This is a genomic window from Sphingomonas sp. ERG5, assembly GCF_000803065.1.
Taxonomy (GTDB): domain Bacteria; phylum Pseudomonadota; class Alphaproteobacteria; order Sphingomonadales; family Sphingomonadaceae; genus Sphingomonas.
On the sequence record NZ_JSXI01000071.1, the window covers coordinates 1 to 8,764 of the forward strand.

6 protein-coding genes are annotated in these 8,764 nt (G+C 66.2%); 5 read left to right on the forward strand and 1 reads right to left on the reverse strand.

The genetic code is table 11. The features are described 5' to 3' along the window. The 5 genes from icmH to OO12_RS27205 all read left to right on the forward strand — a co-directional run. On the forward strand, positions 1-1,309 hold a 1,309-nt coding region (gene icmH, locus OO12_RS23060), incomplete at its 5' end, for a type IVB secretion system protein IcmH/DotU (RefSeq protein ID WP_052216211.1). A 5-nt stretch (positions 1,310-1,314) separates the two neighbouring features. Further along, positions 1,315-4,860 carry a type VI secretion system membrane subunit TssM gene (tssM, locus tag OO12_RS23065; protein ID WP_034161122.1) on the forward strand — a complete coding sequence of 1,182 codons (3,546 nt, stop codon included), beginning with the start codon at positions 1,315-1,317 and terminating at the stop codon, positions 4,858-4,860. After that, positions 4,857-5,342 carry a type VI secretion system-associated protein TagF gene (tagF, locus tag OO12_RS27200; RefSeq protein WP_052216212.1) on the forward strand — a complete coding sequence of 162 codons (486 nt, stop codon included), beginning with the start codon at positions 4,857-4,859 and terminating at the stop codon, positions 5,340-5,342. The genes tssM and tagF overlap by 4 nt, the downstream gene beginning before the upstream one ends. Continuing rightward, positions 5,339-6,100: a PP2C family protein-serine/threonine phosphatase gene (locus tag OO12_RS23075; protein ID WP_034161123.1), complete on the forward strand. Its 762-nt coding sequence runs from the start codon at positions 5,339-5,341 to the stop codon at positions 6,098-6,100. Before tagF ends, OO12_RS23075 begins: the two co-directional genes overlap by 4 nt. Beyond that, a complete protein-coding gene (locus OO12_RS27205) occupies positions 6,097-7,929 on the forward strand; it encodes a serine/threonine-protein kinase (RefSeq protein WP_052216213.1) in 1,833 nt (610 codons plus the stop codon). Before OO12_RS23075 ends, OO12_RS27205 begins: the two co-directional genes overlap by 4 nt. Here OO12_RS27205 and OO12_RS27210 read toward each other — a convergent pair. Further along, the gene (locus OO12_RS27210; protein ID WP_160296889.1) at positions 7,901-8,737 is read right to left on the reverse strand and encodes a CPBP family intramembrane glutamic endopeptidase; all 837 of its coding nucleotides are present in this window, start codon (positions 8,735-8,737) and stop codon (positions 7,901-7,903) included. The two genes, OO12_RS27205 and OO12_RS27210, sit on opposite strands and share 29 nt — an antisense overlap. Positions 8,738-8,764: the final 27 nt, after the last annotated feature.

Below are 8,764 nucleotides of genomic sequence, written 5' to 3' on the forward strand. Positions count from 1 at the left end.
CTCCCATCCCGCCCAGTCCGGTCCCGACGGCGGATATGGTGCGCCGCCGCCGCTGTCGCGATCGAGCGCAGTCCCGGCGGGGTCACCACTCGCCCCTTCTCGCCTCGCCGAGGACGATGTCCCGCTACCGGCGACCGCGCCAACCATCCGCAACGTCATGCTGGCCGAAGCCGAGCCAGTACTCGCACTGGCAGCGAGTGTGCGCAGCGGACGGGTGCGAATGGCGATGCCCGAACTCCATCGGCAATGCACGCAGGCGGTTGCGCGCTTCGAACGCGCGATCCAGCCGCATTATTCCGAAGAGAAGCGGCAGCGGGCCAAATATGCGGTGTGCGCCACGGTCGACGATATCGCGCAGAATCTGCCCGGAATCGGTACCGACGGTGCGGAATGGGCGCGGCGTTCGATGGTCGTGACATTCTTCCAGGAAAATATCGGCGGCGATCGTTTCTGGCAGCTGGTCGATGACATGTTGCGCGTACCGCATGACAATCTCGACCTGATCGAACTGTATCACACCTGCCTTGCCGCAGGGTTCGAAGGCCGGTTCCGCGTCATGTCTGATGGCCGGCGGCGGCTGCACGAGATCATGACGCGGCTGCAAAGCGCCCTGCCGCACGTCCGATCGCTCTCGCAGGTCGAATTGGTACCGGACTGGCGGGGCGAGAAGGCGCCGGCCGCGCGGATCGGCTGGAGCGTCCTCGCGCTTGCCGCCGCTGCCGCCGCGGCACTGCTGCTATTGCTCTACATCATTCTGCGCCTGATGCTCATGTCGAGCGGCGAAGTGCCCTCCGACCGGCTGTCCGCGCTGACGCCCGACGCGCGCCTGACATTGTCCCGTCCGGCCGTCGCGATGGCCGCGACCGACAGTGCGCAAGCGACGCAACTCAAGCGCTTCCTGGAACCGGAAATTCGCGAAAAATTGGTCAAGGTCGAAGAGGATGCGCAGACCGTGCGCGTACGAACGACGGTTGGGCAATTGTTCAAATCCGGCTCCGACGCGCTCGAACCCGGCCGTGACACGCTGTTTCACCGCATCGGGCGCGCCGTTGAGAACGAACGCGGCAGCGTGACGATCGAAGGCCATGCCGACAATGACAAGGTAGCGACGGTTCAATTCCCCAATAATATGGCGCTGTCCGAAGCACGGGCGGAAGCCGTCGGCGCATTGATCCGCAGCGATCTCAGCGATCCGTCGCGCGTGTCGACCAAGGGATTGGGCGAAACCGTGCCGATCGCCTCGAACGCGACAGCGGACGGCAAATCCCAGAACCGGCGCGTCGAAATCGTCGTGCCGCGGCGGTACTGACCCTTATGCGCAGATTCTTTCGCGACTGGTTCCGCAATTGGTACGCCGTGACGATCGTCGCCGCGCTGCTGCTGGCAGCCTTGCTGGCGTTCGGGCTGCCGCTGTTCGTTGCGTTCTTCCGCCCGCTATCAGTGCGCATCGCGTGCGTCGTGGCGGTTGCGCTGGGATGGCTGCTGTGGTGGTTCCTCAGACGTCTGCGCGCGCGCAAGGCGGCGGACGCGATCGCCGCTGAACTTGCCGGACCGGATGCCGTCGAGGAGGAGGGCAAGCTGCTTGGCAAGCGCATGGGCGAAGCGCTGACCAAGCTGCGCGCCAGCACGGGCCATCGCCGCGACTATCTCTACAGCCGGCCCTGGTATGTCATTATCGGACCGCCCGGTGCCGGCAAGACGACCGCTTTGCTCAATTCCGGACTGAGATTTCCGTTCGTCGAACAGGCAGTGCAGGGCGTGGGTGGAACCCGCAATCTGGATTTCTGGTTCGCCGATGAAGCAGTGCTGGTCGACACCGCAGGGCGTTACACCACGCAGGATTCCGACGCGACGGTCGATGCGGCGGGATGGAAAGCGTTTCTCTCGCTGCTGAAGCGCAACCGGCCGGCACATCCGGTCAACGGCGTGATCGTCGCGATCGGAGTGGATGAACTGATCCGCAGCAATTGCGCCGCGATCGATGCGCACGCGCGCGCCATACGTCGCCGGCTGGTCGAGATGCGCCGGACGCTCGAGGTCGCGGTTCCGGTGTACCTCCTGCTGACCAAGGCCGATCTGATCGCCGGCTTTACCGAATATTTCGAAGATCTGGACGTCGAGGGCCGGCGCGCGGTGTTCGGATCGACCGCCAGTTTCGCAGCCGGCCGCCCGGCCGCCGACACGCTCGCGCACGCATTCGATACCATGACGCAGGCGATCGCCGATCGGCAGGCGCGGCGTGTGTTCGAGGAAGTCGATCAGCGCCGCCGTGGCCTGATGATCGGCTTCCCGTCGCAGCTTCGCTCGTTGCGCGCGCGACTGATGCGGCTGCTCGATGGCGCCTTTGTGTCTGGCGAGGAAGCGGCGGGGCAGCTTCGCGGTTTCTACCTGACCAGCGGCCTGCAGGAAGGGGCGCCGCTCGATCGTATCATCGCGGGCATGGCCGAAGTATATGATCAGCCATCGGCCGCACCCGACGCCGTATCCGGCGGTTCAGGGCGCGCCTATTTCCTCAATCGCCTGCTCGCCGAAGTCATGTTTCCCGAGGCCGGGCTGGTCACCACCGATACCAGGGCGAAAACGCGCCGGCGTGGGCAGTTGATCGGCGCGCTGGCGGCGATTGGCGTGGCGGCCGCTCTGGTCGCGACGGCATGGGGCGTCAGCTTCGTGCGCAATCGTACATTCCAGGCGGACCTGACGCGCCAGGTCGCCGTTGCGGAGAAGCAGTTTCAGGAGGCGGGTGTCGATCTGGCGCAAGTTCGCGAAGACGATGCAGACCTGCGCGCGGCGATCCCGGCGCTCGACACGCTGCGCAATTTGCCGCGCGGTTATGCGCAGCGCGCGGCCGGCGGTCCCCCGCTGGCGATGACCTTTGGCCTCTACCAGCGCAGCCTGAGCCAGGAAGCGCTGGAAACCTATCGCGATGCGCTGCGCCGGGTGTTGTTGCCGCGCTTGCTGTTGCGCCTCGAGACGGTGATGAAAGCGCAAGGGCGCGACCCGATGCAGCTGTACGAGCCGCTCAAAGTGTATCTTATGCTCGGGCAGAAGGGCCCGATGGACGCCAATTCGGTACAAGCCTGGGTCACCACGGATTGGGCAAACGAACTCTATCCCGGGGCCGACAGCCAGGCCGAGCGCGCCGCGCTGTCGCGCCATCTCAAGGCATTGCTCGAGGATCGCGATATGGCGAGCGTCTGGCCCAACCGCCAGCCGCCGCTCGATGCGCAACTCGTCGCCAGCGCGCGCGCCGCGGTGCAGACATTGTCGCTCGCCGACCGTGCCTATGCGGTGCTGCGCCAGAAAGCGGCATCGGCGGGCGCGCCATGGGAGGCGGCGAACATCCTCTCGCAAGGCGATGTGCTCGCCTTCGCCGCACCCGATCAGGTCCTGTCCGCGCGGATTCCGTATTTCTTCACCCGGGCCGGCTATGAAAAGGCCTATCTGCCTGGCCTGGTTACCGTCCAGCAGGATTTGAAGCGCGACCTGTGGGTGGTTGGCGGCGCCGACGAAGCCGGCGTCGGAGCGGAGCTGAGCAATGTCCGGCCCGGCGTCACCGGACTATATGCCAAGGACTATATCGCCGCCTGGGAAGGGCTGATCGCCTTGATGCGGCCCGGCGCCTATTTCAGCGACCCGGCCGCCTTCGGCGCCTTTACCAAGAGCCCGTCGCCGATGAAGCGCGTGCTGCTCGAACTGCGCAAGAACACGACTTTCACCGGCGGCGCGCAGGCCGGGCTGGCGCGGGCCGGACGGTACGCCCTCAACCGCTCCCGCATCGGTCGCTTGGGGCAGGAAATGAATCGCGACCGGGCGCGGGGTATCGACGCCGGGGACGAGATCAGCGGCTATTTCGCCAGCGTGCAGGACTATGTCGGGGATGGCCGCGGATCGGCACCGATCGATGAATTCGTCGCAGCCCTGAAATCGGCCGGACAGGCGGTGATGGCCGCGCGCTCCGTTGGCGGCGGCGGCGGCGCCGATACCACGCAGGCGCAGATGGCCGCGGCGATCGCTGCGGTGAAGGCCGCCGCTTCCGGCGCGCCACCACAAATGCAGCCCTTCGTCACGCAAGCTGCCGGCGGGGGCAGCGCGGCGCAGGTGAGCGCTGCGGGCGGCGCAATAACCGATGCCTACACGCAAAGCGTCCTCCCAGCCTGTCGGGAGGTTGCCCAGGAGCGCTACCCTTTCTTCGGCGGCGCCGTGCAGGATGCGGCGATGGTTGATGTGTTGCGCGTGTTCGGGATGGGTGGCGTGATCGACAGCTTCGCGCAAAGCCGACTGAAACCGCTTATCGACACCGAGGGGCCAATCTGGCGCTGGCGCGAGGGCAATGCGGTAACGGCTGCGCTCAACCCACTGACTCCCGAGGCGTTTGCGCGGGCGGGCGAGCTGCGCGATCTGCTTGTCGGTGGGCTGCCGGTAAAGGTGTCGGTGGCGGGCTTTGGCAGTGGTGTCGATGCGGTCGAAGTGACCAGCGGCGGCACACGATATCGTTTCACGGCGACCGACAACAAGCCGCATCCCTTGCTCTGGTCGGCAACGGGCGGACTGCCCGAAGCATCTGTCGTGTTGCTCTCCGCCGCCCGGAAACCTGCCACGACGCCCGCCAAGCCGGCCGAGGCATCGCCCGCGCCGGATCCGTCTTCCGGCACCGAGCTCGCGCGGTTCGCCGCCGAGGGACCTTGGGCGTTGTTCCGCGTCATGGATATGGCGGAAAAGCAGAATGCCGGAGCGCAAGCGATCCGGGCGAGTTTCGGCCAGGGCGCGATCAAGACGACCCTGGCGATTGCGTTGCCAGGAGATCGCAACCCGTTCAGCCGCGCCGGACTCTGGTCTTTCCGGTGCCCGGCATCGCTATGAGCGGCGTCGCCCTGTTCGGAAAGCTGCCCGCACATGGCGATTTTGTCGCGCGCGGTTTCTCTCACGATCAACGCGAGCGGATCGATGCGTGGCTGTCGCCCTCACTGGCGCAAGCGCGAGCCGACCTGGGCGACGCGTTCGCCGATACATTCGATCGTGCATTGCCCTGGTGCTGTGCCGGCGACGGGTTAGCGGGTGCTGTCGCGGCGTCGCAGGACGCGCTGGGCCGACGCTTCCCGATATTGCTGATGATTGGCGACCCCGCTGCGGCGACGCGGTGCGAGGAATTGCTCTATGCCGCGATCGGCGAGCGTTGGGAGGTCGACCGGCTGGTCCGGGAAGCGGGCGACGCCGGCGATGCGCTGACGGTCGATGCCGCAAACCGCTGGTGGAGTTCCGATGATGGCACGGGTGCTACATTGAACGGCGCCTGCCCGCCGACGCTGATATCGGCAATGCTCACCCCGTCGCCGGCATCATGACAAGTCTCAGGATCGACAGCGTCGCGGGCACGCACCCTGGGCTCGTCCGGCGCAACAATGAAGACAGTTTCTGCGATCGCGCCGCCGACGGATTATGGGCCGTGGCCGACGGAATGGGCGGCCATGCCCATGGCGACTGGGCTTCGGCCGCAGTGGTTCAAGCGCTGCAGAGTGTCGATATACCCGGCGATTTCGATACCGCCGCGCAGTCCGTCGCGGACGCGATCCATAGTGCCAACCGCCGTATCTGGTCCGAATCACAGCGCCGTGGACAGCAAATGGGGTCGACAGTCGTCGCCCTGCTGGTGCGCGAGCAGCGCTTCGCGATCCTCTGGGTCGGGGACAGCCGGGCGTATCTGCTGCGCGGCGGCGTGCTGCATCCGCTCAGCCGCGATCATACTCAAGTCCAGGAAATGGTCGATCGCGGGCTGATCACGCCCGAGGATGCCCGCCATCACCCTGGCGGGCACGTCCTCGCCCGCGCGATCGGCGTTGGCGCACGCATGGCGGTAGACGTCGTGACGGACGAGGTCGAGCCGGGCGATGTGTTCCTCCTGTGCAGCGACGGCCTGACCGGCAAGGTCGAGGATGGCGAGATCGCGGCGATGCTCGACATGGGTGAACGGCAAGCGACGCTCGACGCCCTGATCGCGACCACGCTTGAGCGCGGCGCCCCCGATAATGTGACGGCCATCCTGATCGGGGTCGGCGAAACCACCTTGCTCGCGCTGGCCGGCAGCCGGGACATGCTGCCATGAGCAAGCCACCGGGCGGCGGGGACGACGATCCCCGTACCGTGTTCGTGCCATCTACCGCTACGCCATCCGGGACCGATGGCGAGCGTACCGTGTTCGAACCCTCTCCTGCGACTGGCCCGCAAAGCATCAAGGTCGGCGACGTGCTGAACCACATGTTCGCGGTGCGGCGCTTCATCGCCCGTGGCGGAATGGGTGAAGTATTCGAAGGCGCGAACGTGATCACGGACGAACGCGTTGCGATCAAGGTGATGCTACCGGCACTCGCCGCCGACCCGAACGTGATCACCTTGTTTCGTCGCGAAGCGCGGACCCTGACCCGGCTCCATCATCAGGCCGTCGTCCAGTATCGGGTGCTCGCGCAGGAACCTGAACTCGGCGTCCTGTACATCGTCACCGAATATATCGACGGCACCAACCTGTCCGACGTGCTCGGCACGCTTGCGCCGACACCGGAACAGCTTGGCGCGCTGCTACGCCGGCTCGCATCGGGTCTGGCCGCAGCGCATGCCCTGGGTGCGATTCACCGGGACATCTCTCCTGACAATGTCCTGTTGGGCGGTGGCGAGCTGGCGCAGGCAAGGATCATCGATTTCGGCATCGCCAAGGATCTCGACCCCGGCACCGCGACGATCGTTGGCGACGGCTTTGCCGGCAAGCTCGGCTATGTGGCGCCCGAACAGCTTGGCGATTATGGCCGTGAGCTCGGACCATGGACTGATGTCTATAGCCTGGGCTTGCTGATCCTGGCGGTCGCGCGCGGGCGCGATCTCGGGCTGGGCGGGTCGCTGGTCGATGCGGTCGACAAACGGCGTGCCGGCCTGGATCTTTCCGCGGTACCTGCGACACTCAGACCGATCGTCGAACAGATGATCCGCCCGAAACCATCCGAACGATACCCGTCAATGGCAGCTGTGCTGGCCGCACTCGACAGGGCGGAAGTGTCTCGCGAGCCCGTGAAAAGCCTGCCGCGCGCCTGGGCGATCGGCGCAGCCGTCATGGCCGTGTTTCTCCTCGCGGTGATTGGGTGGCTTGTCCTGGGCGGTCGCGGCGCGGATCGCGGTCCAACCGATCGAGCCGGTGTCGGAGGTAGCGCCGATCCGGTCACACGAGCAGGCAATGCGATCAATGCGGCGTTACCGTCGGTCAGTTGTACATGGCTCCAGGTTGTCAGCCTGACCAATGCCGCGAATGGGGCGCATGTTGCGCTGACCGGCGTCGCCGGCAGCCCGGCGGCGGCGCTGACCGAAATCAATCGCGCGCTGAAGACACAGGATATTTCCGGCGCGGACATCGATTTCTCGCAGGTTGCGCCGATCAACCAATCCGGCTGTGCCGCGCTGGACGCTTATCGCCAGATCCGTGCCCCCTCAGGCAATCGCCTGTCGGTGCCGCAGCGCAAGTTCGAGTTGCGCACCCAACCACCCGGCTCGGCCTATCCCGGAAGCATTGCCGCCAACGCAGTGATCGGCATCGTGCTGGCCGACCCGAGCCGCGATTTGACGCTGGTCGGGCTCGAGCCGTCGGGTAAAATCGACATGCTCGTGCCGAGCAGAGCGGCGTTCATGGAGCAGCTGAAGACATCGCAGAAGGGGGTGCCGTTCGCCGACCTGGGCGGTGATCGCTACCGGTTACAGATCGACCTCGACCATGCCGGCTGGTCGGGATTGCTGTTGATCACCGGCAAGGGGCCGTTCGACCCCGCCGTCGTCGCTCCGGCGCTTGGTGCGCGGGGGGCGGACTGGCGCGACCGGCTGGTGTCGATCGCCGCCGAGCGCGGCTGGGAAGCCGATATGATCTGGTTCAGGTCGGTCGATGAGGTGAAGGACTGAGATTGCGCCCGGCGGTCATTGATGCCGCGTCCTGCCCGCGCCCGCGAAATGGCCACAATAATATCGGCACCAGCACGACGCAGAGCGCTATTGCCATCGCCCAGCTGGCATTCAGGCCCTCACCCGATCCTCCCCAACGGGGACTGCCGACCAAATCCAGATCGGCAAGGGCACCAAATGACCCGACACCTGGATTGGGGTCGAGCCCCAGCACTAGTTGTTCGGTTGCGTTCCAGGCGAAATGCGCCGCGAAGGCTCCGGCGATGCCACCACTTCGTGCCGCCAGGACGCCGAACAGAACACCGCCAAGCATCAGGTTGATCAGTCCGACACCGTCGCTCGTACCGGCGAGCACATGCAGTGCGGCAAAGGCGATCGCAATGCCACCGACCGCGAGCGGCGTTCCCACCACCCGCGCCAGCAGCGGCTGCAACCAGCCGCGGAACATCGTCTCCTCGGCCGCGACCTGAAGCGCGATGACCAGCACGCCGGCCAGTAATGCCAGCGAGATACCGCCAGCCGTTCCGTGCCGCAGCGTTCCCGCCAGCGCGGCATAGCCAGTTGCCAGCAGCACCCCGCCCAGGCCGAGCGCGAGGCCCTGCCCGCTCGTGTGAAGCGGTCGCTGCCCCAGTCCCCACGCCGGCAGTCCCGACAATGCGGCGCCCGCGAGCGCAAACGCCAGCAACGGCCCGAAGACAAGGACGGTGAACAGGGCCTCGGAGGTTGCGCCGGTGGCGGTTCCCGCCAATTCCGAGGCGATCCGGGGCCCAAACCATAGCCATGCCGCAACTGCCGCAAGAGCCGTCACCACTATGGCGAAAGCCCTCACCCGAGC